Source organism: Pimelobacter sp. 30-1 (assembly GCF_018831735.1).
Taxonomy (GTDB): domain Bacteria; phylum Actinomycetota; class Actinomycetes; order Propionibacteriales; family Nocardioidaceae; genus Nocardioides.
Window position 1 is genome coordinate 77577 of the sequence record NZ_NHTS01000008.1, and the last position, 26435, is coordinate 104011.

The following is a 26435-nucleotide window of genomic DNA, read 5'->3' on the forward strand; positions in this document are numbered from 1 at the left end:
CAGGCTCAGACCGGGACGAGCTCGACCGCGCCGACGGCGTAGCGGGCGAGGATCGTCCGGGCGATCTCCGGGTGCGCGCCGAGCGGCTCGGAGACGGCGACGGCGCCGGCCTCCAGGGCGAGCTCGGTGGCCCGGTCGACCAGGTTGCCCGGGGCGAGGAAGAGCGAGGCCACGGCGATGTGCCGGCGTCCCTCGGCGCGGAAGGCGCGGACGGCCTCGCCGGTGGCCGGGGGAGCGCTCGTGGCGTACGCCGCCGTGACGGGCAGCTTGTGGTGGGTGCCCCACAGCCGGGCGAGCCGGGCAACTGCCTGGTTGGCGAGCGGGTCCGACGTACCGGCCGCGGCCAGGACGAGGGCGTCGAGCTCGCGGACCCGGGCGCCGCTCAGGGCCTCGCGCAGGCGCTCGTCGAGCACCTCGAGGAAGCGCGGCTCCAGGCCGAGCACCTCGGTCGCGCGGATCTGGAGGCCGGGGTGGCGCGTGGTGGCCTCGGCGATCGCCTCGGGTACGTCGACCCGTGCGTGGAACGCCTCGACCAGCAGCAGCGGGACGACGACGATCTCGTCGTACCCGGCCTTCACCAGCCGGTCCACGACGGTGTGGAAGCCGGGCTTGGCGAGGTCGAGGAACGCCTTCTCGATGCGCAGGTCGGGACGCAACGCCTTCGTCGCGTCGACCAGAGCACTGACGGTGGCGGCCGAGCGGGGGTCTCGGCTGCCGTGGGCCAGAGCGATGAGTGCCGGAGCGGTCATCGTCGGTGCCCCCTTTCCTCGATGGGTGCGGGAGATCCGGTCATGAGTGGATCCCGCACTCGGTCTTGTTCGTCCCGGCCCAGCGCCCGCTGCGCGGGTCCTCACCGGGAGCGACCCGCCGGGTGCACGGTGCGCAGCCGATCGACGGGTAGCCGTCGTAGACGAGCGGGTTGACGAGCACGCCGTTCTCGGCGATGTAGCGCTCGATCTGCTCGTCGCTCCAGCGGGCGATCGGGGACACCTTGACCTTCTGCTTCTTGGCGTCCCAGCCGATCACCGGAGCGATCACCCGGTTGTGCGTCTCCGCGCGGCGCAGTCCGGTCGCCCAGGCGTCGTACCCGGAGAGGGACTCGGCCAGCGGCTTGACCTTGCGCAGCGCGCAGCACAGGTCGGGGTCGCGCTTGTAGAGCTCGGGGCCGTGCTCGGCGTCCTGCTCGGCGACCGTCTGCACGGGGGTGATCGAGATGAGGTTGACGTTCATCGTGGCCGCGACGGCGTCGCGGGTGCCGATCGTCTCGACGAAGTGGTAGCCGGTGTCGAGGAAGACGACGTCGACACCGGGCACGACCTTGGCCGCGAGGTGCGCCAGGACGGCGTCCCCCATCGAGGAGGTGATGCAGAACCGGTCGCCGAAGGTGGCGGCGGCCCACTCGATGATGACCTCGGCAGGGGCGAGCTCGAGCTCGGCTCCCCAGTGGGAGACGATCTCGCGGAGCTCCTCGGGCGACCGGCCGGCGGTGTGCGACCCGCGGAACTCGCGAGCCGCACGCGTGGTGGCGGTGGTCATGAGGCACCTCCTTCTTCGTGGGTACGGGTGGCGGGCGCCGAGCGGTCGATGAGACCGAGCAGCTCCACCTTGAAGGCCCGTCGGCAGCCCCGGCATTCCCAGCCGGTCGGCTCGTGCGGCCAGAGGTCGGTCTCGCCGCAGTAGGGGCAGTGGTACGGAACCGCCCGCGACGACACCGACTCCTCGGACATCAGACGGACTCCAGCGCCTTCTCGCCGCGCAGCAGCTCCTCGTCGGCACGGTGGACCCAGGCGTCGAACGCCTCGCCCTCGGTGCGGTCGGCGAGGTAGTTGCGCACCACGGTGGAGACGTAGTCGTCGAGGCCCTTGCTGGTCACCTTGTGCGCGCGCAGCTTGCGGCCGAAGTTGGCGCGCAGGCCGATCGCACCGCCCAGGTGCACCTGGAAGCCCTCGACCTGCTCGCCGTCCTCGTCGACGACGAGCTGGCCCTTGAGGCCGAAGTCGGCGACCTGGGTCCGGGCGCAGGCGTTGGGGCAGCCGTTGACGTTGATCGTGATGGGCGTGTCGAGCTCGGGGAAGCGGCGCTCGAGCTCGTCGACCAGGTCGCTGGCGCGGTTCTTGGTGTCGACGATCGCGAGCTTGCAGAACTCGATGCCGGTGCAGGCCATCGTGTTGCGCCGCCAGGCGGAGGGACGGGCGCTGAGGCCGATCTCGTCGAGACGGTCGAGCAGCGCGTCGAGGACCTCGCCGTCGACGCCGATCAGCACCAGCTTCTGGTACGGCGTGAGGCGGGCTCCCGCGATGCCGTACTCGTCGATCAGGTCGGCGAGCTGGACCAGCAGCGTCCCGGAGATCCGGCCGGCGGTCGGCGCGATGCCGACGTAGAACTTGCCGTCCTTCTGCTCGTGCACGCCGATGTGGTCGCGGTGGCCGACCGGCGAGCCGGGGGAGGCGAGGGTCTCGAGCTTCTTGCCGAGGTACTCGTTCTCGAGGACCTCGCGGAACTTCTCCACGCCCCAGTCGGCGACGAGGAACTTCAGCCGGGCCCGCGAGCGCAGTCGGCGGTAGCCGTAGTCGCGGAAGATGCCGGCCACGCCGGACCACACGTCGGGGACCTCGTCGAGCGGGATCCACACGCCGAGCTTCTGGGCGAGCATCGGGTTGGTCGACAGACCGCCGCCGACCCAGACGTCGAAGCCGGGGCCGTGCTCGGGGTGCACGGTGCCGACGAAGGAGACGTCGTTGGTCTCGGGGGAGACGTCCTGGCTCGGGTGACCGGTCAGCGCGGTCTTGAACTTGCGGGGGAAGTTCGAGAAGTCCTTGTTGCCGATGAACCGGCGCTCGATCTCCTCCAGCGCGGAGGTGCCGTCGATGATCTCGTCCTTGGCCACGCCGGCGACCGGCGAGCCGAGGAAGGGACGGGGCGAGTCGCCGCAGGCCTCCAGCGAGTGCAGGCCGACGGCCTCGAGCCGCTCCCAGATCTCCGGGACGCTCTCGATCTCGATCCAGTGGTACTGGATGTTCTCGCGGTCGGTGACGTCGGCGGTGTCGCGCGCGAAGTCGACGCCGATCTGGCCGAGCGTGCGCACCGCGGCGGCGGAGAGCAGCTTGCCGTCGGAGCGGACCCGCATCATGAAGTAGCGGTCGTCCAGCTCCTCCTCCTCCATCGAGCCGGTCCGGCCGCCGTCGATGCCGGGCTTGCGCTGGGTGTAGAGACCCATCCAGCGGAAGCGGCCGCGCAGGTCGGCGGGGTCGATGGAGTCGAAGCCGCGCTTGGAGTAGGTGTAGAGGATCCGGTCGCGGACGTTGAGCGGGTCGTCGTCCTTCTTGGACTGCTCGTTCTTGTTCAGCGGCTCGGTGTAGCCGAACGCCCACTGACCCTCGGCGCGGCGAGGGCGGGGCACCTCGGTGTGGCGCGGAGGCTGGGACTGGAAGCGCAGGTCAGGCATGCGGAGAGGAGGTCCTTCGCTGAGGGGCGCGGGAGTCGCGCGGTCGAGAGGGAGGCGTCGGCGTGATCAGCGGGGCCAACACATCATGCTGCGCGTGCGCCCGAAGTCCACGTGGCGTCGAACCACGAGGTGCGCATGAGTGGCAGCAGTGACCATGTCAATGAGTCTCATCCCTCGGACGCGTGGTCCACAACTGTGAATCTCATGATGCGGACGGCCGTCTCAAAATGCGAGCAGAAGGCTCGCCGGGACCGCCCGTTCCCGCGGGACCTGCGACGCATGTCACACCAGGCAGCGCCTCTCACGACGCCAGCCGGGACAGGGGACCCGGCCCCGCGAACGCGGCCCGCGCGCGGCACTACGCTGTGCGCCATGAGCGACAACTCCCTCAACGGCGGCCTCGTCAGCAGCGCCTACAACCAGGCCCTCGAGGTCATCGCCTCCGTCGAGCCTCGCATCGCCGACGCCACCCGCCAGGAGCTCGCCGACCAGCGGGCGTCGCTCAAGCTGATCGCGAGCGAGAACTACGCCTCGCCCGCGGTGCTCCTCACCATGGGCACCTGGTTCAGCGACAAGTACGCCGAGGGCACCGTCGGGCACCGCTTCTACGCCGGCTGTCAGAACGTCGACACCGTCGAGTCGCTGGCCGCCGAGCACGCGCGCGAGCTGTTCGGCGCCGAGTACGCCTACGTCCAGCCGCACTCGGGCATCGACGCCAACCTGACGGCGTACTGGGCGATCCTGGCGCACCGCGTCGAGGGTCCCTGGCTCGAGGACGCCGGGGTCAAGAACATGAACGACCTCTCCGAGGCCGACTGGGAGAAGCTGCGCGGCGCGCTCGGCAACCAGCGCCTGCTCGGCATGAGCCTCGACGCGGGCGGTCACCTGACCCACGGCTTCCGCCCCAACATCAGCGGCAAGATGTTCCACCAGAACCAGTACGGCACTGACCCGGCCACCGGGCTGGTCGACTACGACGCGCTGCGGGCCAAGGCCAAGGAGTTCAAGCCGCTCATCCTGGTCGCCGGCTACTCGGCGTACCCGCGCCGGGTGAACTTCGCCAAGATGCGCGAGATCGCCGACGAGGTCGGCGCGACCCTCATGGTCGACATGGCCCACTTCGCCGGCCTGGTCGCCGGCAAGGTGTTCACCGGCGACGAGGACCCGGTCCCGCACGCCCACGTGGTCACCTCGACCTCGCACAAGTCGCTGCGCGGCCCGCGCGGCGGCTTCATCCTCGCCACCGAGGAGTACGCCCCCAGCGTCGACCGCGGCTGCCCGATGGTCCTCGGCGGCCCGCTCTCGCACGTGATGGCCGCCAAGGCCGTCGCGTTCGCCGAGGCGCGCACCCCCGAGTTCCAGACCTACGCCCAGAACATCGCCGACAACGCGAAGTCGCTGGCCGAGGGCCTGATGAAGCGCGGCACCAAGCTCGTCACCGACGGCACCGACAACCACATCGTGCTGCTCGACGTGTCGTCCTTCGGGCTGACCGGTCGCCAGGCCGAGTCGGCGCTGCTCGACGCCGGCGTGGTCACCAACCGCAACTCGGTCCCGGCCGACCCCAACGGCGCCTGGTACACCTCCGGCATCCGGGTCGGCACGCCGGCGCTGACCAGCCGCGGCTTCGGTGCGGCCGAGTTCGACGTGGTCGCCGACCTCATCGTCGAGGTCCTGCAGAACACCCAGGCCGGGACGACGTCCGCGGGCGCGCCGTCGAAGGCGTCCTACGTGCTGGGCGACGGCGTGGCCGACAAGGTCCGGGCGGCCTCGGCCGAGCTGCTCGACAAGCACCCGCTCTACCCGGGTCTCGACCTGGCCTGAGCCTCCGCACCCGGCGCTCAGCGCCAGGTGTAGGCCACCTCCGGCCGGCCGCCGACCCCGCGATAGCGGGCCCGGCGGTCGGCCAGGCCCTGGTCGGCGAGGTGCTCCAGGTAGCGCCGCGCGGTGACCCGCGAGCTCCCGATCGCCTCGGCGACCTCCGAGGCCGACAGGTCGGCGGAGGACTCGCGCAGCGCGGCGGTGACCGCGCGCAGCGTCTCGGCGCTCATCCCCTTGGGCAGCGGCCCGGCCGCGGTGGGGCGCAGCGAGCCGAGCAGCCGGTCCACCTCGTCCTGGACCACCTCGGCGGGAGCCGCCGCGAGCTGGGCGCGGTAGTCGGCGTACTGCTCGAGCTTGGCGCGGAAGCTCGCGAACGTGAACGGCTTGAGCAGGTAGAGGGCGACGCCCTGGCCCACCGCCTGGCGCACGACCTGGGTGTCGCGTGCCGCGGTCACCGCGATCACGTCGCAGTGGTGACCCGCGCTGCGCAGCCCGGCGAGCAGGCCGAGGCCGTGCCCGTCGGGCAGGTTGAGGTCGAGCAGCACCAGGTCGATCGGTGCGCCCTCCTCGCGCGCGCTGTCGAGCGCCCGGGCCGCCTCGCGCGCCGAGCGGGCGACGCCGGCCAGGGCGAACCCGCCGACCCGGTCGACGTACGACACGTGGGCCTCGGCGGCCAGTGCCTCGTCCTCGACGACGAGCACCCGGACGGTCATCGCCCGGCCTCGGTCCGCAGGGTCACGGTGAACTCCGCGCCGCCGAGCTGCGAGCGGCCGATGGTGACCTCGCCGCCGTGGCGGCGGGCGACCTGGCCCACGAGCGCCAGGCCGAGGCCGCGGCCGGTGCCGGGTGCGGCCTTCGTCGTCCAGCCCCGGTCGAGGACCCGCGCGGTCGCCGTCTCGTCGAGGCCGGGACCGCTGTCGCCGACCCGGACGGCGAGGCCGGACCCGTCCTCGTCGCCGGAGAGCCGGACGTCGACCCGGCGCGGCTCGGCGGCCGCGACGGCGTCGAAGGCGTTGTCGACGAGGTTGCCGAGCACCGTGACGAGGTCGCGGGGCGCGATCCCGCTGCCGGGGGGCAGCTCACCGGTGATCCGCAGGTCGATGCCGCGCTCGGCGGCCTCGGCGGACTTGCCGAGCAGCAGCGCCGCGACGACCGGGTCGTCGACCGCGCCGACCACCCGGTCGGTGAGCAGCTGCGCGACGTGGAGCTCGTCGGTGGCGAAGGCGACCGCGTCGTCGGGCCGGCCCATCTCGATCAGGGACACCACCGTGTGCAGCCGGTTGGCCGACTCGTGGTTCTGCGAGCGCAGGGACTCGGTGAGCCGGCGGACCACCTCGAGCTCGCCGGTCACCGACCGCAGCTCGGTGTGGTCGCGCAGGGTGACCACGGAGCCGACGTCGCGTCCCTCCCAGCGCGCGGGCGCCGAGGAGACGACGAGGATCCGCTCGCCGGCCAGGTAGAGGTCGTCGGACTCCGCCGTGCGCCCGCGGGCGGCGGCGACCAGTCCGGGTGCGAGCCCGAGGTCCTCGATCGCGGTGCCGACGACATCCTCGGGGAGGGCGAGCAGCCGGCGCGCCTCGTCGTTGACCAGCTGCACCCGCCCGGCGCCGTCGAGGAGCAGCAGGCCCTCGCGCACCGAGTGGAGCACCGCGGAGTAGTACTCGTACATTCGGGCCAGCTCGTCCTCGCCCATGCCGTGGGTGACCCGGTGCACCCGGCGCCCCACCAGCCACGCACCGGCGAGCGCGACGACCAGGAGCGCGCCGCCGACCAGGCCGATCACGGTGACGTCGCGGCGCAGTCCCCGGTCGATGTCGCTGACCCGGATGCCGACCGAGACGAGCGCGACGACCTTCCCGCCGTCGCGCACCGGGACGACGGTGCGCACCGACGGCCCGAGCGAGCCGGTGTACTGCTGGGTGAACACGCCTCCCTGGGGTGCGTCGCCGAGGTCGCCGACGAACTTGCCGCCGATCAGGCTCGGGTCGGTGTGCGTGAAGCGGGTCCGGTCGAGCCCCATCACGACGACGAAGTCGGTGTCGGTGTCGCGGCGGACCTCCTCGGTCCAGGGCTGCAGGGACGACGTCGGGTCGCCCGAGCGCAGCGCGGACCGGACGGTGGGGGAGTCCGCGACCGTCTGCGCCACGGCCACGGCGCGCTGGGTCGCCCGGCTGCGCGAGTCGCGGCGCGCGTCGTACGACGCCATGAGGATGCCGGTCACCACGAGCAGCAGCACCAGCCCGACCTGGAGGAGCAGCACCTGCCGGGCGACCGGGGCGTCGCGGAACTGACGAGGCAGGCGCACCTCCTCATTGTCGCCCACGGCACCGCCGGAGCGGGGGAGCCGTTGTGGCGCCGGTCACGAACTCAACGAACACAACGGTGACGGTCGTCACCTCCGGTCGCACAGTTGCGGAGAACCCCAGCCCGGACCAGGAGGAACCATGGGCACCACCAGCACAGCGGACGCCGCCCAGCGCGCCAGCCGCACGCACTACCTGTACCTCGCGGTGATCGGCGCGGTGCTGCTCGGCATCGCCACCGGCCTGCTCTTCCCGGGCTTCGCCGTCGAGCTGAAGCCGCTCGGCGAGGGCTTCGTGAACCTGATCAAGATGATGATCCAGCCGATCATCTTCTGCACGATCGTCCTCGGCGTCGGCTCCGTCGCCAGCGCGGCCAAGGTCGGCCGGGTCGGCGGCATGGCGCTCGTCTACTTCATGGTGATGTCGACGGTCGCGCTGACCATCGGCATGGTGGTCGGCAACCTGCTCCACCCCGGCGACGGCCTGCACATCACCGAGCAGGCGGCCGCGACCGCCCAGGCCAAGGCGGCCGAGGGACACGCGGACACGACGGCGTTCCTGCTGGGGATCATCCCGACCTCGCTCTTCAGCGCGTTCACCAGCGGCAGCGTGCTGCAGACGCTGTTCGTGGCGCTGCTCGTGGGCTTCGCGCTCCAGCGGATGGGCACGCTCGGTACGCCGGTGCTCACCGTCGTCGGGCACCTCCAGCGTCTCGTGTTCCGCCTGCTCGCCATGATCATGTGGGCCGCCCCGGTCGGTGCGTTCGGCGCGATGGCCGCGGTCACCGGGCAGGGCGGGGTCGACGCGCTCAAGAGCCTCGCCGTGCTGATGATCGGCTTCTACATCACGTGCCTGCTGTTCGTGGTGGTCGTGCTCGGCCTGTTGCTCAAGCTGGCGACGGGCATCAACATCTTCGCGCTGCTGCGCTACCTCGGCCGCGAGTTCCTGCTCATCCTGGCGACGTCCTCGTCGGAGTCGGCGCTGCCGCGGGTGATCGCCAAGCTGGAGCACGCCGGTGTGGACAAGACGACCGTGGGCGTCGTCGTACCGACCGGGTACTCGTTCAACCTCGACGGCACCGCCATCTACCTGACCATGGCCTCGATCTTCATCGCCGAGGCGGTCGGCAGCCCGCTCGCCATCGGTGAGCAGATCTCGCTGCTGCTGTTCATGATGATCGCCGCCAAGGGCGCCGCCGGCGTCACCGGCTCCGGCATGGCCGTCCTGGCCGGCGGTCTCCAGTCGCACCGGCCCGAGCTGGTCGACGGCGTCGGCCTCATCGTCGGCATCGACCGGTTCATGTCCGAGGCCCGCGCGCTGACCAACTTCGCCGGCAACGCCGTGGGCACCGTCCTGGTCGGCCACTGGACCGGCAGCCTCGACCGCGACCGCCTCGACCGGGTCCTGTCCGGCGCGGAGCCGTTCGACGAGACGACGATGGTCGACGAGCACGCCGGGACCGAGGAGGCCGGACCGGAGTCCGCCGACGCCGGACCCGGAGCCGAGCCCGAGCTCGCGGTGAGCGGCGCCTCACGCTGAGGTTCCCCGGGTCACCGGTCCCTACGGATAGCGTGCTGCCCATGGCAGACGCTCCCGGGACCGGTGACCCGGGCACGTCGTGGCCCCGTCGCGCCGCCCACCTGTTGTGGCGGCTCATCGTCACGACGGTCCGCTCCTGCCTCAAGTACCGCGTCACCGGCCTCGCCGCCGAGGGCGCGTTCTTCGCCGTCGTCTCCGTGCCGCCGCTGATCTTCGCGCTCGCCGGCGGCGTCGGCTACGTCACCGAGCACTTCACCGCCGCCCAGGTCGACGAGGTACGACGTGCGGTGCTCGAGCTGTTCTCCCGCTTCCTCACCGACACGGCCGTCAACAACGTCATCAAGCCGACCATGAACGACGTGCTCGACGGCGGCCGCTTCGACGTGATCTCGCTGGGCTTCGTGCTCGCCTTGTGGTCGGGCTCGCGGGCGCTCAACGTCTTCGTCGACACCATCACGATCATGCACGGGCTCGGCGGGCACCGGGGGATCGTGAAGACCCGGGCGCTGTCGTTCCTGCTCTACATCATGGCCGTCATCACGGGCGCGATCACGCTGCCGCTGGTGGTCGCCGGCCCCAAGCTCGTCCGCACCTGGCTGCCCAACCGGGCCGAGTTCCTGATGACCTTCTACTGGCCGCTGGTCGTGGTGATCTGCATCTGCTTCCTGGCCACGCTCTACCACGTGTCGGTGCCGGTACGGACCGGCTGGAGCTTCAACCTGCCGGGCGCGACGTTCTCGCTGGTGAGCTGGGTGCTCGGCTCGTACCTCCTGCGCTGGGTGCTCACCGTGACCGCCCAGGACTCGCACTCGATCTACGGGCCGCTGGCCGCGCCGATCGCCATCCTGGTCTGGCTCTACATCGCCGCGCTGGCGGTGCTCATCGGCGCGGGCGTCAACGCCGCCTTCGACGAGGTCTTCCCCCAGGAGACCACCCAGCGGGCGCGACGCGAGCTGATGAGCCGCCTGCTGCGCCGCAACCCGGCTCCGGTGGAGTAGGTTCGCCGCCGTGGCAGACATGACGCGACCGGCGGAGACCCGCTCGGCGGGACAGGTCGCCCTGCCCGAGCGAGCCCGCTCGCCGTGGTGGCAGCTGGGACGCCGCCTGCTGATGGCGCTGGGCATCCTGGTGGGCACCGTGCTGCTCGTCTACCTCGACCGGCACGGCTACCGCGACGGCGGCGACGTCGCCACCGAGGCCAGCCCCAACGGCGAGATCACCCTCGTCGACGCGATCTACTACACGACGGTCACGCTGAGCACGACCGGCTACGGCGACGTGACGCCCGTCAGCGACGGCGCCCGCCTGGTCAACGCCTTCATCATCACCCCCGCCCGCATCGCGTTCCTGGTGCTGTTGATCGGCACCACCCTCGAGGTGCTCGCCCAACGGGGCCGCGAGATGTTCCGGATCACCCGCTGGAGGAAGAACATGGGACACCACGTCGTCGTGATCGGCTACGGGACCAAGGGCCGCAGCGCGGTCGAGACCCTCGTCAACAACGGCCTCAACCGGGAGCAGGTGGTCGTCGTCGACCCGAGCCCGGTCGCGCTCGCCGACGCCCACGCCGACCAGCTCGCCGTGGTCACCGGCGACGCCACCCGCCGCGGGGTGCTGACCCGGGCCGGGGTCGCGGAGGCCGACCAGGTCATCATCACGACCGGCCGCGACGACTCCAACGTGCTCGCCGCGCTCACCGTGCGCCAGCTCAACCCCGACGCCTGGATCGTGGCCGCCGTCAGCGAGCAGGAGAACGCCCCGCTGATGCGCCAGTCCGGCGCCGACTCGGTGATCACCTCCTCCGACGCCGTCGGCCGGCTCCTGGGCCTGTCCACGCTCTCGCCGACGCTCGGCAGCGTGATGGAGGACCTGCTGACCTACGGCGAGGGCCTCGAGGTCGCCGAGCGCGAGCTCCTCGTCAACGAGGTCGGCCGCCCGCCCCAGTCGCTGCCCGACCAGGTCATCGCCGTGGTCCGCGACGACAAGGTCTACCGGTACTTCGACCCCGTGGTGACCCTGCTGGCGCGCGGCGACCGGCTGGTCGTCGTACGGCCGGCGAAGGAGCTGCCCTGGGCGCCCCGCCCCGGCACCCACAACGAGGACTTCGCCGCCGACGAGGACTGATCCCCGGCTCTCCCGGGACCCTCCCCGGGACCGACCGGGACGTTGGACACGGCGCCTGGTCCGGTCGGACTAGTCCGGTCCGCGACGATCGTGCAGACCTGGTCGCGACACGCCAGGGCGCGGGTGCCGCGGCGCGACATCCGACGTCTGGTCCGGCAGGGTTGCGGACATGGGGAAGGACTTCGGACTGTACGGACCATGGGTGCGCCACGACTGGTGCCCACGGTGCTTCCGGCGTACCGAGCAGTCGCGCTGGCACCGGCGCCGGCTGGGGGAGCCGCCCGAGCGCGGCGAGCTGCGGGTCCGCTGCCACGAGTGCTCCTCGGACGTCGTCCGCCCCCGCGGCTAGAGGTCCCCTCCGGGTTGGCCCCGCGGCGATCGGGTACTGCGGTGCCGAACCCGATCCGAGGAGGAGCACCATGCCCCGCACGAGCACCGCGCAGCACGTGGCCGACGAGCTGAGGGACCTCGTCGACGCCGTGTCGCCCACCATCGAGTCCGCCGCGCACGCGCTGGCCGACCGCATCCCCGAGCCGGTCGTCGACCGGCTGCCCGACGCCGTCACCGACCACCTGCCCAGCCACGGTCACGGCCGCCGCCGCAAGCTCCTGCTGCTCGCCGGCCTGGGCGCCGTCGGCGCGGCGGTCTTCGTCGCGATCCGCCGCTCCCAGGTGCCGGCTCCGCAGCACGAGCCGCGCGCCACGACGTACCCGCGGGCGACCGAACCGCCCGCCTCGCCGGAGCCCGGGGGACAGCCGGGGTGATCCCGGGATGATCTCCGCCATTTCGCCACGGCGGACCACCCGGACCTACTAACCTCGCCAGCGGTTCCCCAACCACACGCGCCCGACGGACCCCACACTCGCCGGGCGCGGCGGCGCCCCGCCCGGTCTCGACCGGACGGGGCGCGCGCCATTTCCGGCCGGTCCGGACCAGCGGGTAAAGCATTGGCGGAAAGGGTGACAAGCGACGTGCCCGTCGGCCTACGCTGGACCGAAGGACGCAGGTCGAGACTCGGGCGGCCCGCATCGCGCTACCGACGACCATGGGGGTCTGCGTATGCCCTTGCTGCGGCCCTCGCCGCACGGCGGTCCCCCCACGCGGTCCCCGGACCGCACCACCCCCCAACCCACCCCGATCTCGGCCCCGCGCCTGAGGCGCGTCCCGGGCCGTGCATGGTGAGGCGTCCCCACTCCGCCTGACCATGGCCGGGTGCTGCGCGGAAGCGACCGGCACCTGGCATACCCGGAGACGTCCGGGTGTCCGCCCCATCGCGGGAAAGCGCGCCCGCGGTGGGGCGGACGTCTGCGTGGGGCCCCTCAGGGGCGCGGGGCGGCCTGCTGCTGCTCCCAGCGCCGGTGCGCGGCGAGGACGTGCCCCCACAGCCGGTCGCGGCCCTCAGGGGCCAGCTCGCGCAGGGGGAGGGCGAAGCGCTCGGCGAGCAGCCCGAACCACGCGGCGCGGTCGGTGACCTGCTCGTCGCTCCGGCTCCCCGTCTCGATCCGGCTCAGCACCAGCCCGCGCACGACGTCGACGCCGGTGGCGTCGCGGCGCTCGGCCATCGCGACCCGGACGAACCCGGACTCCGGGGACGTCGAGAGCCGCTGGTGCTGGGCCTCGAAGTCCGCCGTGCTCGCGAGGGCGTCGGTCCAGGACATGCCGGTGAAGCCGCCGAAGGAGTCGTGGACCAGGTGCCACCCGGCGGCCTCGGTGCCGGCGCCGGTCTGCTCGAGGGTCATCGCGAAGGGCGGCTGCGTGACGGCGCCGGCGACCAGGGGGACGGGGGAGTGCAGGGCGTCGCCGAGGCCCGCGTCGACGTACCAGGTGCCGTCGGGGGCAGCCTCGTCCGGGAGCCCCGCGACCGTGAGCACCAGGTGGTTGCCGCGGACGGCGGCGCTCGGCCCCTCGGGGCCGTGCACGCCACCGACGTGGGCGCGGACGTCGTACCCGAGGGAGGTGAGGAGCAGGCCCAGCGCGCCGTTGAGGTGGTAGCAGTAGCCGCCCCGCTGCTGGTGCGCGATGCGCGCCGCCGCGTCGTGCGGATCGATGCCCCAGCCCTCACCCGCCTGGATCCACAGGGTCTCGTACGGCACCCGCTCGGCGTGGGCCTGCACGAGCCGGCGCAGCGCGCCGGGCGACGGTGGCTCGGGCTCGACGCCGAGCCGGGCGAGGTAGGCCTGCCGGACGTCGTGGTCGAGCGGCGCGAGGGACATGGGCGTCAGCGATCGGTGGTGAGGCTGCCCAGGGCCGTCACGGTCCCGGCCGCCAGGCCGATGACGGTCCGCGGTCGCTGGACGCCGCGCCGGTGCAGCCAGGCGGCTCCGCGGTCGACCCCGCGGTTGAAGAGGAACGGACTGCTCGCGGCGAGGAGCGCTGCCGAGACGACGAGTGACCTGCGGCCCGGCGAGGCCGGGACGGCCTCCTCGGGCGGCTGGTCCTCGGGGGACGGTTCCTCGGGGCGCAGCGACTCGGTGACGACGGCGCCCGCGACCGTCGCCGCGAGGATCACCGCCTTGGCGGTACGACGGCGTCCCTTGGTGGCGGCGTAGTCGGGGACGGCGATCCACGCCGCGGTCGACGCGCCCTCCAGGAGCGCCTGCGCAAGGTCGAGCCGGGATCGCATGTCTACGGAGCCTAGGGGGACGGCTGAAATGCGAAACAGCCCCGAACCGCGTTTCCGCTGGTCCGGGGCTGGTCTTCTGTGGGCGATACTGGGTTTGAACCAGTGACCTCTTCCGTGTCAAGGAAGCGCGCTACCGCTGCGCCAATCGCCCTTGTGGAGTTGTACTTTCGAGGTGGGTACGGGATTTGAACCCGTGTACACGGATTTGCAGTCCGTTGCCTCGCCTCTCGGCCAACCCACCGCGGTGGCCCTACACACTGGCCTGGTCAGGCAGTGGGTCTGACCACTCCGAGCGGACGACGAGGCTCGAACTCGCGACCTCAACCTTGGCAAGGTTGCGCTCTACCAACTGAGCTACGTCCGCATCGCACTGCTTCGAGGCCCTTTCGGACCGCTCTGCGGTGCGGTTGAGAACATTAGCCGATCCCCAGGTGCGTGCCAAAACGGGGGGTGCCTTCGGGATGTCGCGGGGGTGTCGGGGGTGCCGGAACGGGCCTCGATCGGGGCTCTCGGCGGCCCTCCTAGGCTGGTCCCATGCGTGCGTGGATCAACGGCCGGCTCCTCTCCGACCCGACGGCTCCGGCGGTGCCGGTGACCGACCATGGGCTGACCGTGGGGGACGCCGTCTTCGAGGCGGTCAAGGTGGTCGACGGGCAGCCGTTCGCGCTGCAGCGCCACCTCGACCGGCTGGAGCGGTCGGCCGAGGGGTTGGGCCTGGTGGGCCTCCACCTCGACGACGTACGACGCGGCGTCGGCGCCGTGCTCGCCGAGGAGCACCTGCCCCTGGGCCGGCTCCGGATCACGGTCACCGGGGGCAACGCCCCGCTGGGCAGCGGCCGGGGGACCGACCCGCTGACGGTGATCGTGGTGGCGAGCCCGATGGCCGCGGCGCCCGAGACGACATCGGTGATCACCGTGCCCTGGCCGCGCAACGAGCGGGCGGCGCTGGCCGGGCTCAAGACGACGTCGTACGCCGAGAACGTGGTCGCGCTCGCCGCGGCGCAGCGGGCCGGCGCGACCGAGGCGGTCTTCGCGAACCTCGCCGGGCACCTGTGCGAGGGGACCGGCACCAACGTCTTCTACGTCATCGACGGCGAGGTGCGCACACCGACGCTGGCCAGTGGCTGCCTCGCCGGGGTGACCCGGGCGCTGGTCGTCGAGTGGTTCGGGGCGCGGGAGGTCGACGAGCCGATCGAGGTCGCGGCGGGCGCCGACGAGATCTTCCTGGCCTCGACCACGCGCGACGTCCAGGGCGTGCACCGGTGGGACGACCGCGACCTGCCCGCGCCGGGGCCGGTGACCCGCGCTGCGGCCGCCGTGTGGCGCGAGCGCGAGCCCGGGCTCATCGGGTTCGATCGCTGATGGTGAGCGCGACGCCCTCGCCGAGCCGGTAGGGGTTCGTCGCGAGGAGGGCGCCGAGCACGCGCCGCATCCGGGAGATCTCGGCCCGCACGGTCACCTGGTGCTCGGCGTCGCCGTAGAGCCGCCGGCTGAGCTGGCCGGCGGTCATCCCGGCCGGTCCGGCCTCGGCGATCGCGGTGAGCAGCTCGGCGTGGCGCGGGGTGAGCGCCACGCGCCAGGGGGAGTCGTCGCCGCGGACCTCGAGCGTCGCGGGGCCGGCGTCCAGGTGGAGCACGGCGGTCAGGACGGGGCCTGAGGCGGAGGGCCGGATCAGCCAACCGCCGCGCAGCCGCTCGGGCAGGCACACCCCCAGCCCCGGTACGGCGAGCGCCCGGTCGGGCTGCGGCGCCTCGACCCGGTCGCGCACCGCGACGCCCTGGTGGGCGGCGACCCAGCCGTGGTCATCGACCACGAGCAGGGGACCGTTGGCGCCGGACAGCAGCGGCTCCGCCGTCCGGCGAAGCTGCTCGAGGCGCTCGTCGTGGTGGCGCCACAGCCGGGCCTCGGCGAGCCGCACCGACGCCGTCACCAGCGCCTCGATCGCCGGGTGCAGGGTGAGCGCCGGGCCGCTGACGTCGACGATGCCGAGCAGCGAGCCGTCGATGGGGTCGTGGATGGGGGAGGCCGTGCAGTACCAGGGCACCTGGGCGTTCTCGAAGTGCTCGGCCGAGAACAGCTGGACCGGCGCGGCCTCCTCGAGCGCGGTGCCGATCGCGTTGGTCCCGACGGCGCCCTCGGTCCACAGCGCGCCCTCGGTGAAGCCCAGGCCGTCGGCCTGGCGGCGGACCCGCGGCGAGCCGCTGCGCCACAGCACGATGCCGTCGGCGTCGGTCACCACGACGAGGTAGTTCGAGGCGTCGGCGGCCGAGAGCAGCAGCTCGCGGATCTCGTCGATCACCAGCGCCAGCCGCGACGTACGACGGCGCTCGTCGACGTCCGCCGGCGTCAGCGGGTCGCGGCCGTTGCGCCCGTCGGGGTCGATGCCGAGCCCCAGGACCCGACTCCACGAGCGCGCCACGACGGCCCGCGGCCGCTCGGGCGGCGCGGTGCCGGAGAGCACCGCGTCGTGGATCCGGACCAGGTCGCGGGCCCGCAGCGCGAGGTCGTGCGTGGCCATGTCCCCACAGTAGGTGGCGCGATGTGACCGGGGCCACATGCAACAACGTGCAACGGTTCCGGGGAGGGGGCCCGCGGCGGTCGACTTCTCGGCATGACCCAGCTCGACGACCGGCCCGTCACCGCGGCCGCCACCACCGAAGCCCCCGACCCGGCGACCGCGTGGTTCGCCGCGTTCGAGGACGCCCTGACCGCCCGCGACGTCGACCGCGCCGCCGGCCTGTTCGCCGCGACCAGCTTCTGGCGCGACCTGATCGCCTTCACCTGGAACCTGACCACGGTCGAGAACCCCGACGGCGTCGCCGACCTGCTCACCAGCACGCTCGACCGGGTCGACCCCCGCGGCTTCCGGCTCACCGAGCCGGCCGACACCGCGGACGGCGTCACCACCGCCTGGTTCGAGTTCGAGACCTCCGTCGGCCGCGGCCGCGGGCTGGTCCGGATCGTCGACGAGGACGGCCCGAAGGCCTGGACCTTCCTGACCACGCTCTTCGAGCTCACCGGGCACGAGGAGCCGCGCGGCGTACGCCGCCCGATGGGTGCCGAGCACGGCGCGACCAAGGAGCGGGTCACCTGGCTGGAGAAGCGCGAGGCCGAGGAGGCCGCGCTCGGTGTCGACGTGCAGCCCTACGTGCTCGTCGTCGGCGGCGGCCAGGGCGGCATCGCGCTCGGCGCGCGGCTGCGCCAGCTCGGCGTACCGGCGCTGGTGATCGACAAGCACCCGCGCCCCGGCGACCAGTGGCGCAACCGCTACAAGTCGCTGTGCCTGCACGACCCGGTCTGGTACGACCACCTGCCGTACCTGAAGTTCCCGGACAACTGGCCGGTCTTCGCGCCCAAGGACAAGGTCGGCGACTGGCTGGAGTTCTACACCCGGGTGATGGAGGTGCCCTACTGGTCGAGCACGGTCGCGACCGGCGCCGCCTACGACGAGGCGAGCGGCGAGTGGACCGTGCACCTCGAGCGCGAGGGCAAGCCGCTCGTGCTCAAGCCGGCGCACCTGGTGATGGCGACCGGCATGTCCGGCAAGCCCAACATCCCCGTCGTACCGGGCGCGGACGTCTTCCAGGGCGAGCAGCACCACTCCTCGCAGCACCCCGGCCCCGACGCGTACGCCGGCAAGCGCGTCGTGGTCGTCGGCAGCAACAACTCGGCCTTCGACATCTGCGGCGCGCTGTGGGAGTCCGGCGCCGACGTCACGATGGTCCAGCGCTCGTCCACCCACATCGTCAAGAGCGACACCCTGATGGACATCGGCCTCGGCGACCTCTACTCGGAGCGCGCCGTCGAGGCGGGGATGACCACCGAGAAGGCGGACCTCGTCTTCGCCTCGCTGCCCTACCGGATCATGCACGAGTTCCAGGTGCCGCTCTACGACCGGATGCGCGAGCGCGACCGGGACTTCTACGACCGGATGAGCGCTGCCGGCTTCGACCTCGACTGGGGTGACGACGGCTCGGGCCTCTTCATGAAGTACCTGCGCCGTGGCTCCGGCTACTACATCGACGTCGGTGCCGCCGAGCTCGTCGCGAGCGGTGACGTCAAGCTCGCCAAGGGTCAGGTCGACCACCTGACCGAGACGTCCGTCGTCCTGGCGGACGGGACCGAGCTGCCGGCCGACCTCGTCGTCTACGCGACCGGCTACGGCTCGATGAACGGCTGGGCCGCCGACCTGATCAGCCAAGAGGTCGCCGACCGGGTCGGCAAGGTCTGGGGCCTCGGCTCCGACACCACCAAGGACCCCGGTCCGTGGGAGGGCGAGCAGCGCAACATGTGGAAGCCGACCCAGCAGGAGAACCTCTGGTTCCACGGCGGCAACCTGCACCAGTCGCGGCACTACTCGCTCTACCTGGCGCTCCAGCTCAAGGCCCGTCACGCCGGCATCGCGACGCCCGTGCACCGGTTGCAGGAGGTGCACCACCGCGGCTGAGCCGCCCGGGAGCACCCTCGATGCGAGCCGCGGTGCGGAGATGCGTTAGAGTCTCCGACCGCGGTTCCTTCGGGCTCCGCTCCGGGCGATTGGCGCAGTGGTAGCGCGCTTCGTTCACACCGAAGAGGTCACTGGTTCGAACCCAGTATCGCCCACCGGAGACACCAGGCCCCTGGCCCGCCGTACGGCGGAGCAGGGGCCTGATGCGTCTCGGCGCCCGGTCGCTAGGGCGCCGCGGGGAAGAGCTCGGCGGACGGCGCGGCCGGCTGCGGCGGAGGCGCCGGATCGTGCAGGGTCCGGTAGAGCGCCCAGGTGAGCAGCGGCATCAGCGCGAGCGGGGCGAGCGCGACCTGCAGGCTCGTGGCGTCGGCGAGCGCGCCGATGGCGGGGCTGGCGAGGCCGCCGATGCTGACGGTCAGGCCGAGCGTGATGCCGCTGGCGGTGCCGACCCGTGAGGGCAGGTAGTCCTGCCCGAGCGTGACCTGGAGCGAGAACGGCACGTAGAGGCCGATCGAGGTCAGCGCCACGAACAGGTACATCGGTGGGCCCGGCACCACGACGACGCCGGCGACCGCGAGCGTGGTGAGGCCGTAGGACCACCGCGACACGGTGACCCGGTCCCAGCGGTGGGCCAGCGAGCCGCCGACCAGGGAGCCGACGATGCCGCCGGCGTAGAGCACGAAGAGGGCGACGGTGCCGGCTGCGGGGACGCCGCCGATCCGCTGGTCGGCGTACAGCGCGATGAAGGTGCTGAGGCCGACGAAGGCGATCGAGCGGAAGACCACGGCGAGGGAGAGGCGCACGAACGAGGCGACGTCGTCCGGGCCGGTGGGGAGGTGCTCCTCGCTCCCGGCCGCGCGCCGCCGGGCCAGCGTGCTGAGCACGGGCAGCGTCACCGCGATGCCGGCCAGGGCGGGCAGCACGAGGAAGGGCGTCAGCGCCAGCCCGCCCGTCGCCACGAAGGCGGCGACGAGCAGCGGCGCGAGGGCGAAGCCGATGTTGCCGCCGGTCGAGAACAGCGCCATCGCGCGGTGGCTGCCGGCACTCGCGATCCGGGCCAGCCGCGCCGACTCCGGGTGGTACGCCGCCACGCCGATGCCGGACACGGCCGCGAACCCGAGCGTGAGGGCGTACGACCCGCTCACGCCGCTGAGGGCGATGCCGAGGCCGCCGACGAAGGTGCTGACCGGCACGAGCCAGGGCAGGGCCCACCGGTCGGTCAGGGCTCCGAAGACCGGCTGCGCGATCGAGGAGAGCAGTGAGGCGGCGAGCACGATGCCCGACGCCGCGGCGTAGGTGTAGTCGCGCTCGGCGATGAAGAACGGGACGAGCGCGGCGACCGCGCCCTGGTAGATGTCGACGCACGCGTGCCCGAGGGCGAGCAGGCCGATGGTTCGTGGGGATCTCACGCTCCATCGTCGGCCGCTCCGGGCGTGGCCCGCTTCCGATACTCTGCCACCTGATGCCGGATATCCGCCACACCCCGATCGCCCCCACCGTGACCCGTTCGCTCGCGGCGGGCGGGCTGATCGACGCGCACCGGCACGACGACCACCAGATCGCGTACGCCGGCCGCGGCGTCGTCACCGTGACCACCGACCGGGGCACCTGGGTCGCTCCCGCCACCCGCGCGATCTGGGTGCCCGCGGGCACCGTCCACGCGCACCGCGCCCACGGTCGCGTCGAGCTGCACTTCCTCGGCCTGCCGACGACGGTCAACCCGCTGGGCCTGACCTCGCCCGCGGTGCTCGGCGTGGGGCCGCTGCTGCGCGAGCTGATCGTGGCCTGCACCCAGGAGGCCGAGGCCGACACCCCGGAGCGGCGGCGGTTGCGCGCCGTCCTCCTCGACCAGCTCCGGGTCTCGCCGCAGCAGCCCCTGCACCTGCCGATGCCCGCGCACCCGGTGCTGCTCGCGGTCTGCGACCTCCTGCAGGCGGACCCCGGCGACGACCGGACGCTCGCGGGCCTCGGCCGCGCGGTCGGCGCCAGCGACCGCACGCTCTCCCGGCTCTTCCGCAGCGAGCTGGGCATGACGTTCCCGCAGTGGCGGACCCAGCTGCGCCTGCACCGCGCGCTCGTGCTGCTCGCCGAGGGCACCCCGGTCACCACCGTCGCGCACCGGTGCGGCTGGTCCTCGGCGAGCGCGTTCATCGACGTCTTCCGCCGTACGTTCGGCAGCACGCCCGGTACCTACGCGGCGGACGGCTGAACCCGCACGGCGTCTCGGGGGACGCGCTACCGTCGTGAGACATGAGGTCCTCCTACCGGCTCGCCCTGCTGGCGGGCCTGACGTGCACCCTGGCCCTCGTCGTCAGCGCCTGCGGAACCGACGACGGCGGGGACGGCGCCACCCCCGCAGGCGGTACGACGTCCCCCGGCTCCGGCACCCCGGCCAGCGGCAGCAGCGAGCGGATGAGCGCCGGCGCGAGCGAGTCGGCGGCCGGCCCCCAGGCCTGCACGGCGGCCCAGCTCTCGCTGCTGGTGCGCCCGGCCGAGGGCGGGGGAGCGGCCGGCTCGCAGTACACCGAGGTGGTGCTGACCAACAGCAGCGACCAGACCTGCACGACGGGCGGCTTCGGCGGGGTGTCCTACGTGGGGGGCGGCGACGGCACCCAGATCGGCGCGCCCGCCACGCGGGTCGACGAGGACCAGGTCGAGACGCTGACGCTCGAGCCGGGGGAGGCCGCCGTGCAGGTGCTGCGCGAGACCCGGGCTGAGAACTACTCCCGTGCCGACTGCGACCCGGTGGCCGTCGACGGGCTGCGGATCTACCCGCCCAACGAGACCCACTCGCTCTACGCCGCCCACCCGACGACGGGCTGCGTGAACCGGTCGATCGAGCTCCTGTCGGTCGAGCCGTACCACGCGGCCTGAGCGATCCCGGCGGCCGCGGACGGCCCGGTCCCTTACTCCCGCGCACGGGCGGTCGCCCGCTCGGTACGATCGACACGCGGCCGGCCGGCCGTACCCATCCACCCCACCCAAGGGAGCACCTCCGTGTCCGAGATCAAGGTCGCCGTTCTGTCTGCCGATGCGCGCCAGGACTCGACGGTCACCACGGGCACGAAGGCCTGGGAGCTGTTCCGGGACGACGCCGACGTCATCGCCGCGCGCGTCGGCGGCCAGCTCAAGGACCTGTCCTACGAGCTCGCCGACGGTGACGAGGTCGAGGGGGTCGCGATCGACAGCCCCGACGGGCTCGACATCCTGCGCCACTCGACCGCGCACGTGCTCGCCCAGGCCGTGCAGCAGGTCTTCCCCGACGCCAAGCTCGGCATCGGCCCGCCGATCCAGGACGGCTTCTACTACGACTTCGACGTCGAGACCCCGTTCGTGCCCGAGGACCTGGTCAAGCTCGAGTCCGCGATGCGCAAGATCATCAAGGAGAACCAGCGCTTCGAGCGCCGGGTCACCACCGACGAGGACGCGCAGGCCGAGCTGGCCGACGAGCCCTACAAGCTCGAGCTGATCGGCCTCAAGGGCAGTGCCGCCGACGCGGCCGAGGGTGCGAGCGCCGAGGTCGGCGCGGGCGAGCTGACCATCTACGACAACATCAACCGCAAGGGCGAGGTGGCCTGGAAGGACCTCTGCCGCGGGCCGCACCTGCCGACCACCAAGCGGATCCCGGCGTTCAAGCTGATGCGCAGCGCCGCGGCCTACTGGCGCGGCGACGAGAAGAACAAGCAGCTCCAGCGGATCTACGGCACCGCCTGGCCGAGCAAGGAGGCGCTCGAGGAGCACCTGCACCGGCTCGAGGAGGCCGAGCGCCGCGACCACCGCAAGCTGGGCCGTGAGCTCGACCTGTTCAGCTTCCCCGACGAGATCGGCTCGGGCCTGCCGGTCTTCCACCCCAAGGGTGGCGTGATCAAGCGCGAGATGGAGGACTACGTCCGCCGCCGGCACATCGAGGAGGGCTTCTCCTACGTCGGTACGCCGCACATCACCAAGGACGGCGTGTTCCACACCTCGGGGCACCTGCCGTACTACGCCGACACGATGTTCCCGCCGATGGAGTTCGAGGGCGCGAACTACCAGCTCAAGGCGATGAACTGCCCGATGCACAACCTGATCTTCAGCAGCCGCGGGCGCTCCTACCGCGAGCTGCCGCTGCGCCTGTTCGAGTTCGGCAGCGTCTACCGCTACGAGAAGTCGGGCGTCATCCACGGCCTGACCCGGGTCCGCGGGTTCGCCCAGGACGACTCGCACTCCTACTGCACCCCCGAGCAGGCGCCGGCCGAGGTCAAGCACCTGCTGGACTTCATGCTCAGCGTGCTGCGCGACTTCGGGCTCGACGACTTCTACCTCGAGCTCTCGACCCGCGACGACTCCAAGCCCGACAAGTTCGTCGGCAGCGACGAGGACTGGGCGGTCGCGACCGCGGTCCTCGAGCAGGTCGCCACCGAGTCCGGGCTCGACCTCGTGCCCGACCCGGGCGGCGCGGCGTTCTACGGCCCCAAGATCTCGGTCCAGGCCAAGGACGCCATCGGCCGCACCTGGCAGATGGGCACGGTCCAGTACGACTTCAACCAGCCCGCGCGCTTCGGCCTGGAGTACACCTCGCCCGACGGTTCCAAGCAGCAGCCGGTGATGATCCACTCGGCGAAGTTCGGCTCGATCGAGCGCTTCCTCGGCGTCCTCGTCGAGCACTACGCCGGCGCCTTCCCTCCGTGGCTCGCGCCGGTGCAGGTCGTCGGGATCCCCGTCGCGGACACCTTCACCGACTACCTCTACGAGATCACCGACCAGCTCAAGGCGCGGGGGATCCGGGTCGAGGTCGACGAGTCCGACGACCGCTTCCAGAAGAAGATCCGCAACGCCCAGCTGCAGAAGATCCCGTTCATGCTCATCGCCGGTGGCGAGGACGTGGACAAGGGCGCGGTCAGCTTCCGCTACCGCGATGGCCGCCAGGACAACGGCGTCCCGATCGCCGAGGCGATCGAGCGCGTCGTGGCGGCCGTGGCGAGCCACGAGCAGGTCTAGGGCGTGACCCCCTTGCGCCGCGCTGCGCTCGCCGGCGCCGCCGTCCTCGCGACGGCGGTGCTGGCGGGCTGCGGCGGAGGGGACGACTCGGCGGCGCCCGCGCGCCCGCCGACACCCACGCCCACGGTGGCCGAGACCACCGACAGCGCGCTGCCCGGCGGTGACGCCGGCGACCCGGGCACCGACGCCGGCGACCTGGCCAAGATGGCCGAGGAGCGCGCCGGCGACCTCGCCTCCGAGCGCGGCGCGGGCAGCACCATCGCACCGCGCGACGGCAACGTCCTTGGCGGCGACGTGAGCTGGCCCCAGTGCCCCCGGGGAACGGGCATCCCCCAGAAGCAGGGCCAGGGACTGCCGATGCCCCTGCCCGACGCGCAGTACGTCGTCCTCGGGCTCACCAACGGCCCCGGCTTCACGCCCAACCCGTGCCTGAAGGACCAGGTCGCCTGGGTCAAGGACAACGACGTCCTCGTCTCCGTCTACGCGGTGTCGAGCTATCCCAGCAAGGCCCAGCTCGACGAGTACGGCGCCGACGGACCCTTCGACGCGGCGACCAAGCTCGGCCGGCTGCGCAACGTCGGCTACCAGCAGGCCCGCTTCAACGTCGGCACGATGGGCCAGGTCGGCCTGGTCAGCCCGATCGTGTGGATCGACGTCGAGCCGGTGCCGCTCTTCGAGTGGAGCACCGACCTCACGGCCAACGCCGCGGTGATCGAGGGGGCCGCGCGCGGCTACGTCGACGCGGGCTTCCGGATCGGCGTCTACTCCACGCCCCACCTCTACCGCACCGTCGTCGGGGAATTCACCCTCGGCGGGGTGCCCGAGTGGCGGGCCGCCGGCCAGACCTCGCGCGCCGAGGCCCTGCGCCGCTGCGGCGACGACTGGTCGATCCAGGGCGGCCCCGCGGTGCTGGGGCAGTGGGTCGAGGCGCAGCGCGACCAGAACGTGACCTGTGACGGGATCGCCGCCGACCTCGGCCGCTGGTTCCACCGCTTCGCCTGAGCCCGGCGTCGCCGGGAGGACGTGAGAGGGTTTGCCAATGACTTCGGACGACGTCGCCCCCGAGGTGCTCGACGGACGGCGCCGACGCTGGCAGGAGCACAACCAGGTGCGCCGCCAGGTCATCATCGACGCGGCGATCGCCGTCCTGGAGAGCCAGGCGCCCGGCGAGGACGTCCAGGTCCAGGCCGTCGCCGACGAGGCGAACATGAGCCGCACGGTCATCTACCGGCACTTCGAGGACCGCTCCGACCTCGACCGCGCCGTGCAGCGCCAGATCTGCGAGAACGTCGGCAACGAGCTGCTCCCCGCGCTGTCCTACGACGGCACGCCGGACCAGATCATCCACCGCATCGTCGGCAGCTTCGTGCGGTGGGCCGAGGCGCACCCGACGCTCTACTGGTTCGCCGAGCGCGACCTGTCCGGCTGGGGCCCGAGTCCGCTGGGCCAGGCCGTCGAGCAGGTCGCCGAGGGCATCGAGGGGATCATGGCGATCGTCGTCGCCGCGCTCGGCGTCGAGCTGAGCGAGGACGACAAGGCCGCCCTCGACCCGTGGGTCTTCGGCATGATCGGCGCGGTCTTCGCGGCCGTGCGGCGCTGGCTCGAGCGCGACCTGCGCCAGCCCGGCATCGAGGCGTGCATCAACATCCTGGCCGAGTCGATCTGGCTCCAGATCAACGGCATGGCGCTCTCGCGCGGGCTCAACCTGCCCGACCTGCCCGTCGCGGACCTGCTCCAGGCGCTCCAGCCCGGAGGTGAGGAGTGAACACCCCCGACGGCCTCGAGCGGCTCTGGACGCCGCACCGGATGGCCTACGTGCGCGGTGAGGAGGGCGAGGCCGACCGGCCCGCCCACGTCGAGCCCCGGCCGGCGTGCCCGTTCTGCCGGATCACCCGGGACCCCGCGACCTCGACCGACGACGACCTGGTCGTGGTGCGCGGCGAGACGGCGTACGTCGTGCTCAACCTCTACCCCTACAACCCGGGGCACCTGATGGTGCTGCCCTACCGCCACGTCGCCGACTACCTCGATCTCGACGACGCCGAGACCGACGAGGTCACCGCGCTGACCAAGGCGGCGCTGCGCACGATCCGCGAGGTCTCCCAGCCCCACGCCTTCAACGTCGGGCTCAACCTCGGGGGAGCGGCCGGCGGCTCGCTCTCGGGTCACCTGCACCAGCACGTCGTGCCGCGCTGGTCCGGCGACGCCAACTTCATGACGGTGATCGGCGGGACCAAGACGCTGCCCCAGCTGCTCGGCGAGACCCGTGACCTCCTCGCCGCCGCCTGGCGATAGGGCCGCTGTCGGGACCATCGAGTAGGTTCCTGACCCGTGTTGGAACGCTTCAAGGAGTTCTGGGCGGGCACGATCCTGCACCCGTTCGTGCGGCTGTTCATCCGGCTGGGGATCAGCCCCGACGCGGTGACGCTGGTCGGCACGCTCGGCGTCAGCGCCGGCGCGCTGATCTTCTTCCCGCGCGGTGAGCTCCTCATCGGCGTCCTGTTCATCACCGCCTTCGTCTTCAGCGACCTGATCGACGGTCGGATGGCCCGCGAGATGGGCCGGGTCTCCAAGTTCGGCGCGTTCTGGGACTCCACGCTCGACCGGATCGGCGACGGCGCGATCTTCGGCGGTCTCGCCCTCTACTTCGCCGGCACCGGCGCGAACCAGGGCGACAGCTACCTCTACCTGTGCGTGACCCTGTGGTGCCTGGTGATGGGCTCGGTCACGTCGTACGCCCGGGCCCGCGCCGAGTCGCTCGGCATGGACGCCAAGGGCGGCATCGCCGAGCGCGCCGACCGCCTCGTCTCGATCCTCGTGATGACCGGTCTGGGGGCGCTCCTGGACCTGCCGATCCTCATGCACGTCACGCTCTGGGCGCTCGCCGCGGCCAGCACGTACACGGTGATCTTCCGGGTCCTGAAGGTACGCCGGCAGGCGCTCGCCCTCGATGCCGCCGCGGCGGCGTCCCCCGAGGGCGAGACCGATTCCTGAACACCGTTCGGGAGGCCCTAGACTCAGGGCCATGAGCGAGCAGCAGGAGCACGGCACCACCCGGGTCAAGCGCGGCATGGCCGAGATGCTCAAGGGGGGTGTGATCATGGACGTGGTCACCCCCGAGCAGGCCAAGATCGCCGAGGACGCCGGCGCGGT

24 protein-coding genes, 4 tRNA genes and 1 pseudogene are annotated in these 26435 nt (G+C 72.3%); 17 read left to right on the forward strand and 12 right to left on the reverse strand.

Going from position 1 to position 26435, the window contains the following annotated elements; translation table 11 throughout:
* Nucleotides 1-5: 5 nt before the first annotated feature.
* From CCO04_RS21245 to CCO04_RS21255, 3 genes are all read right to left on the reverse strand, one after another.
* Nucleotides 6-749, reverse strand: a complete 744-nt coding sequence (locus CCO04_RS21245) for a sirohydrochlorin chelatase (RefSeq protein ID WP_215816178.1) — start codon at nt 747-749, stop codon at nt 6-8.
* Between the two features lie 40 nt (nt 750-789).
* Nucleotides 790-1536, reverse strand: a complete 747-nt coding sequence (locus CCO04_RS21250) for a phosphoadenylyl-sulfate reductase (RefSeq protein WP_215816179.1) — start codon at nt 1534-1536, stop codon at nt 790-792.
* Between the two features lie 190 nt (nt 1537-1726).
* The gene (locus CCO04_RS21255) at nt 1727-3445 is read right to left on the reverse strand and encodes a nitrite/sulfite reductase (protein ID WP_215816180.1); all 1719 of its coding nucleotides are present in this window, start codon (nt 3443-3445) and stop codon (nt 1727-1729) included.
* A gap of 372 nt (nt 3446-3817) precedes the next feature.
* On the opposite strand from CCO04_RS21255, the gene CCO04_RS21260 reads away from it, so the two are divergent.
* The gene (locus tag CCO04_RS21260; RefSeq protein WP_215816181.1) at nt 3818-5269 is read left to right on the forward strand and encodes a glycine hydroxymethyltransferase; all 1452 of its coding nucleotides are present in this window, start codon (nt 3818-3820) and stop codon (nt 5267-5269) included.
* 17 nt (nt 5270-5286) lie between these two features.
* Here CCO04_RS21260 and CCO04_RS21265 read toward each other — a convergent pair whose 3' ends face one another.
* The gene (locus CCO04_RS21265) at nt 5287-5979 is read right to left on the reverse strand and encodes a response regulator (protein ID WP_215816182.1); all 693 of its coding nucleotides are present in this window, start codon (nt 5977-5979) and stop codon (nt 5287-5289) included.
* The gene (locus CCO04_RS21270) at nt 5976-7571 is read right to left on the reverse strand and encodes a sensor histidine kinase (protein ID WP_308281422.1); all 1596 of its coding nucleotides are present in this window, start codon (nt 7569-7571) and stop codon (nt 5976-5978) included. The genes CCO04_RS21265 and CCO04_RS21270 overlap by 4 nt, the downstream gene beginning before the upstream one ends.
* A gap of 139 nt (nt 7572-7710) precedes the next feature.
* Between CCO04_RS21270 and CCO04_RS21275 the strand changes: the two genes are divergently transcribed.
* The 5 genes from CCO04_RS21275 (at nt 7711) to CCO04_RS21295 (ending at nt 11996) form a co-directional block, all read left to right on the forward strand.
* Nucleotides 7711-9108 carry a cation:dicarboxylate symporter family transporter gene (locus tag CCO04_RS21275; protein ID WP_215816184.1) on the forward strand — a complete coding sequence of 466 codons (1398 nt, stop codon included), beginning with the start codon at nt 7711-7713 and terminating at the stop codon, nt 9106-9108.
* A 41-nt stretch (nt 9109-9149) separates the two neighbouring features.
* A complete protein-coding gene (locus CCO04_RS21280; RefSeq protein ID WP_215816185.1) occupies nt 9150-10106 on the forward strand; it encodes a YihY/virulence factor BrkB family protein in 957 nt (318 codons plus the stop codon).
* 19 nt (nt 10107-10125) lie between these two features.
* Nucleotides 10126-11232 carry a TrkA family potassium uptake protein gene (locus CCO04_RS21285; RefSeq protein WP_215816201.1) on the forward strand — a complete coding sequence of 369 codons (1107 nt, stop codon included), beginning with the start codon at nt 10126-10128 and terminating at the stop codon, nt 11230-11232.
* A 169-nt stretch (nt 11233-11401) separates the two neighbouring features.
* A complete protein-coding gene (locus tag CCO04_RS21290) occupies nt 11402-11581 on the forward strand; it encodes a hypothetical protein (RefSeq protein ID WP_141267276.1) in 180 nt (59 codons plus the stop codon).
* Between the two features lie 70 nt (nt 11582-11651).
* Nucleotides 11652-11996 (forward strand): cell wall synthesis protein CwsA, encoded by a 345-nt coding sequence (locus CCO04_RS21295; protein ID WP_215816186.1) that lies wholly within the window; start codon nt 11652-11654, stop codon nt 11994-11996.
* Nucleotides 11997-12551: 555 nt separating this feature from the next.
* Here CCO04_RS21295 and CCO04_RS21300 read toward each other — a convergent pair.
* From CCO04_RS21300 to CCO04_RS21320, 5 genes are all read right to left on the reverse strand, one after another.
* Nucleotides 12552-13445 (reverse strand): arylamine N-acetyltransferase, encoded by an 894-nt coding sequence (locus tag CCO04_RS21300; RefSeq protein ID WP_215816187.1) that lies wholly within the window; start codon nt 13443-13445, stop codon nt 12552-12554.
* A 5-nt stretch (nt 13446-13450) separates the two neighbouring features.
* Nucleotides 13451-13855 (reverse strand): hypothetical protein, encoded by a 405-nt coding sequence (locus CCO04_RS21305; RefSeq protein ID WP_215816188.1) that lies wholly within the window; start codon nt 13853-13855, stop codon nt 13451-13453.
* 79 nt (nt 13856-13934) lie between these two features.
* Nucleotides 13935-14006, reverse strand: a tRNA-Val gene (locus tag CCO04_RS21310).
* 19 nt (nt 14007-14025) lie between these two features.
* Nucleotides 14026-14096 (reverse strand) — tRNA-Cys (locus tag CCO04_RS21315).
* Nucleotides 14097-14146: 50 nt separating this feature from the next.
* A tRNA-Gly gene (locus tag CCO04_RS21320) sits at nt 14147-14219 on the reverse strand.
* A gap of 170 nt (nt 14220-14389) precedes the next feature.
* Here CCO04_RS21320 and CCO04_RS21325 point away from each other — a divergent pair.
* Complete coding sequence (locus CCO04_RS21325; RefSeq protein WP_215816189.1) at nt 14390-15217, forward strand: aminotransferase class IV; 828 nt, start codon at nt 14390-14392, stop codon at nt 15215-15217.
* On the opposite strand, the gene CCO04_RS21330 is transcribed toward CCO04_RS21325, so the two are convergent.
* Nucleotides 15198-16373, reverse strand: a complete 1176-nt coding sequence (locus CCO04_RS21330; RefSeq protein ID WP_215816190.1) for a GAF domain-containing protein — start codon at nt 16371-16373, stop codon at nt 15198-15200. The two genes, CCO04_RS21325 and CCO04_RS21330, sit on opposite strands and share 20 nt — an antisense overlap.
* 93 nt (nt 16374-16466) lie before the next feature.
* Here CCO04_RS21330 and CCO04_RS21335 point away from each other — a divergent pair, with 93 nt between their 5' ends.
* Together CCO04_RS21335 and CCO04_RS21340 are read left to right on the forward strand one after the other, a co-directional pair.
* On the forward strand, nt 16467-18302 hold the full coding sequence (locus CCO04_RS21335) for an NAD(P)/FAD-dependent oxidoreductase (protein ID WP_215816191.1): 1836 nt from the start codon (nt 16467-16469) through the stop codon (nt 18300-18302).
* An 83-nt stretch (nt 18303-18385) separates the two neighbouring features.
* Nucleotides 18386-18457 (forward strand) — tRNA-Val (locus CCO04_RS21340).
* A 69-nt stretch (nt 18458-18526) separates the two neighbouring features.
* Here CCO04_RS21340 and CCO04_RS21345 read toward each other — a convergent pair.
* Entirely contained in the window at nt 18527-19711 is a 1185-nt protein-coding gene (locus CCO04_RS21345) for an MFS transporter (RefSeq protein ID WP_215816192.1), read from the reverse strand.
* A gap of 53 nt (nt 19712-19764) precedes the next feature.
* Here CCO04_RS21345 and CCO04_RS21350 point away from each other — a divergent pair, with 53 nt between their 5' ends.
* The 8 genes and pseudogenes from CCO04_RS21350 to CCO04_RS21385 all read left to right on the forward strand — a co-directional run.
* Nucleotides 19765-20511 carry a helix-turn-helix transcriptional regulator gene (locus tag CCO04_RS21350; protein WP_215816193.1) on the forward strand — a complete coding sequence of 249 codons (747 nt, stop codon included), beginning with the start codon at nt 19765-19767 and terminating at the stop codon, nt 20509-20511.
* Nucleotides 20512-20552: 41 nt separating this feature from the next.
* Complete coding sequence (locus CCO04_RS21355; protein ID WP_215816194.1) at nt 20553-21176, forward strand: DUF4232 domain-containing protein; 624 nt, start codon at nt 20553-20555, stop codon at nt 21174-21176.
* 123 nt (nt 21177-21299) lie between these two features.
* Complete coding sequence (gene thrS / locus CCO04_RS21360; protein ID WP_215816195.1) at nt 21300-23282, forward strand: threonine--tRNA ligase; 1983 nt, start codon at nt 21300-21302, stop codon at nt 23280-23282.
* 3 nt (nt 23283-23285) lie between these two features.
* Nucleotides 23286-24284: a hypothetical protein gene (locus CCO04_RS21365; RefSeq protein WP_308281423.1), complete on the forward strand. Its 999-nt coding sequence runs from the start codon at nt 23286-23288 to the stop codon at nt 24282-24284.
* Nucleotides 24285-24321: 37 nt separating this feature from the next.
* Nucleotides 24322-25047: a TetR/AcrR family transcriptional regulator gene (locus CCO04_RS29520; protein ID WP_215816196.1), complete on the forward strand. Its 726-nt coding sequence runs from the start codon at nt 24322-24324 to the stop codon at nt 25045-25047.
* Nucleotides 25048-25088: 41 nt separating this feature from the next.
* On the forward strand, nt 25089-25577 hold the full coding sequence (locus tag CCO04_RS21375; protein WP_215816203.1) for an HIT domain-containing protein: 489 nt from the start codon (nt 25089-25091) through the stop codon (nt 25575-25577).
* Between the two features lie 36 nt (nt 25578-25613).
* Nucleotides 25614-26276, forward strand: a complete 663-nt coding sequence (gene pgsA, locus CCO04_RS21380) for a phosphatidylinositol phosphate synthase (protein ID WP_215816197.1) — start codon at nt 25614-25616, stop codon at nt 26274-26276.
* A gap of 31 nt (nt 26277-26307) precedes the next feature.
* Nucleotides 26308-26435: pseudogene (locus tag CCO04_RS21385) on the forward strand (pyridoxal 5'-phosphate synthase lyase subunit PdxS); the annotation flags it as partial.

Excerpts from the sequence above, each read along its gene's own strand:
- CCO04_RS21330 (WP_215816190.1), bottom strand. The coding sequence starts at position 16,373 with ATGGCCACGCACGACCTCGCGCTGCGGGCCCGCGACCTGGTCCGGATC.
- CCO04_RS21305 (WP_215816188.1), bottom strand. The coding sequence starts at position 13,855 with ATGCGATCCCGGCTCGACCTTGCGCAGGCGCTCCTGGAGGGCGCGTCG.
- CCO04_RS21325 (WP_215816189.1), top strand. The coding sequence starts at position 14,390 with ATGCGTGCGTGGATCAACGGCCGGCTCCTCTCCGACCCGACGGCTCCG.
- CCO04_RS21260 (WP_215816181.1), top strand. The coding sequence starts at position 3,818 with ATGAGCGACAACTCCCTCAACGGCGGCCTCGTCAGCAGCGCCTACAAC.
- CCO04_RS21355 (WP_215816194.1), top strand. The coding sequence starts at position 20,553 with ATGAGGTCCTCCTACCGGCTCGCCCTGCTGGCGGGCCTGACGTGCACC.
- CCO04_RS21375 (WP_215816203.1), top strand. The coding sequence starts at position 25,089 with ATGGCCTACGTGCGCGGTGAGGAGGGCGAGGCCGACCGGCCCGCCCAC.
- CCO04_RS21300 (WP_215816187.1), bottom strand. The coding sequence starts at position 13,445 with ATGTCCCTCGCGCCGCTCGACCACGACGTCCGGCAGGCCTACCTCGCC.
- CCO04_RS21295 (WP_215816186.1), top strand. The coding sequence starts at position 11,652 with ATGCCCCGCACGAGCACCGCGCAGCACGTGGCCGACGAGCTGAGGGAC.
- CCO04_RS21350 (WP_215816193.1), top strand. The coding sequence starts at position 19,765 with ATGCCGGATATCCGCCACACCCCGATCGCCCCCACCGTGACCCGTTCG.
- CCO04_RS21255 (WP_215816180.1), bottom strand. The coding sequence starts at position 3,445 with ATGCCTGACCTGCGCTTCCAGTCCCAGCCTCCGCGCCACACCGAGGTG.
- CCO04_RS21250 (WP_215816179.1), bottom strand. The coding sequence starts at position 1,536 with ATGACCACCGCCACCACGCGTGCGGCTCGCGAGTTCCGCGGGTCGCAC.
- CCO04_RS21245 (WP_215816178.1), bottom strand. The coding sequence starts at position 749 with ATGACCGCTCCGGCACTCATCGCTCTGGCCCACGGCAGCCGAGACCCC.
- CCO04_RS21290 (WP_141267276.1), top strand. The coding sequence starts at position 11,402 with ATGGGGAAGGACTTCGGACTGTACGGACCATGGGTGCGCCACGACTGG.
- CCO04_RS21275 (WP_215816184.1), top strand. The coding sequence starts at position 7,711 with ATGGGCACCACCAGCACAGCGGACGCCGCCCAGCGCGCCAGCCGCACG.
- CCO04_RS21265 (WP_215816182.1), bottom strand. The coding sequence starts at position 5,979 with ATGACCGTCCGGGTGCTCGTCGTCGAGGACGAGGCACTGGCCGCCGAG.
- CCO04_RS21280 (WP_215816185.1), top strand. The coding sequence starts at position 9,150 with ATGGCAGACGCTCCCGGGACCGGTGACCCGGGCACGTCGTGGCCCCGT.
- CCO04_RS21285 (WP_215816201.1), top strand. The coding sequence starts at position 10,126 with ATGACGCGACCGGCGGAGACCCGCTCGGCGGGACAGGTCGCCCTGCCC.
- CCO04_RS21335 (WP_215816191.1), top strand. The coding sequence starts at position 16,467 with ATGACCCAGCTCGACGACCGGCCCGTCACCGCGGCCGCCACCACCGAA.
- CCO04_RS29520 (WP_215816196.1), top strand. The coding sequence starts at position 24,322 with ATGACTTCGGACGACGTCGCCCCCGAGGTGCTCGACGGACGGCGCCGA.